At 43.7% G+C, this 680-nt stretch carries 1 protein-coding gene and 1 pseudogene; one reads left to right on the forward strand and one right to left on the reverse strand.

What is annotated here, in order from left to right; all coding sequences use genetic code 11:
- Positions 1–96, reverse strand: a pseudogene (locus R8O11_RS28080) (DUF4145 domain-containing protein); the annotation flags it as partial.
- A 241-nt stretch (positions 97–337) separates the two neighbouring features.
- Between R8O11_RS28080 and R8O11_RS28085 the strand changes: the two are divergent.
- Positions 338–667, forward strand: coding sequence for a DUF2500 domain-containing protein (locus tag R8O11_RS28085; protein WP_015297474.1), 330 nt, complete (start codon positions 338–340; stop codon positions 665–667).
- Positions 668–680 lie beyond the last annotated feature (13 nt).

Genomic DNA, 680 nt, shown 5'->3' on the forward strand with positions numbered 1-680 from the left:
AAGTTGGTGCAACCCTTTCCCTTCTGCGTGATATTGAGTACGCAAAAGTTTTTCGATCGTTCGGGTACGCATGACTACTTTTTCAATATCTGACATCGTAACCCTCCTTTACTGACCTTCCCTTCGTTAGTCATTTCATTCTTCTATAAATTTAGAGCTTTTTCGAGCGGTTAAGTGCAATTTTCCTTTCAAATTGTGCCCTTGCACGCATATAAACTGTGAAGTCCGCCGAATAAAATCTACACCCCTTTTATTAGATCACGAATAGTTTATCTCAACTCATAGTTTAATCAGGGAGTTCTGTAGAATAAGGCCCAATGAAACATTGGAGGTTATCATGCCAATCTCACTTATCTTGGCCATTTTTGCCCTCATCGCCCTTGGCGCATGGGTGTTCTTTCGTTTCTACAGCAAACATTACGTTGGTGAAGATGCGCCAGAACAAAGTGTTCAAGTCACGATTTTAGACAAACAAGCGATCGATGTGCCGGATGCGCAGCCGGGACAGGACGACCAAGAATATTGGATTTATGTGCAACGTGGCCCAATCGGCCCGAAACGAGAATTCCAAATTGGTGTGCACTATTACCACGCGCTTAATCCAGGCGATAAAGGCACCCTGACCTACTGCGGCGACAAATTCCTACATTTCGCAATCAAACGCTAATTTACGGCAGTAA

It is taken from the genome of Vibrio sp. 1288, from assembly GCF_033344475.1.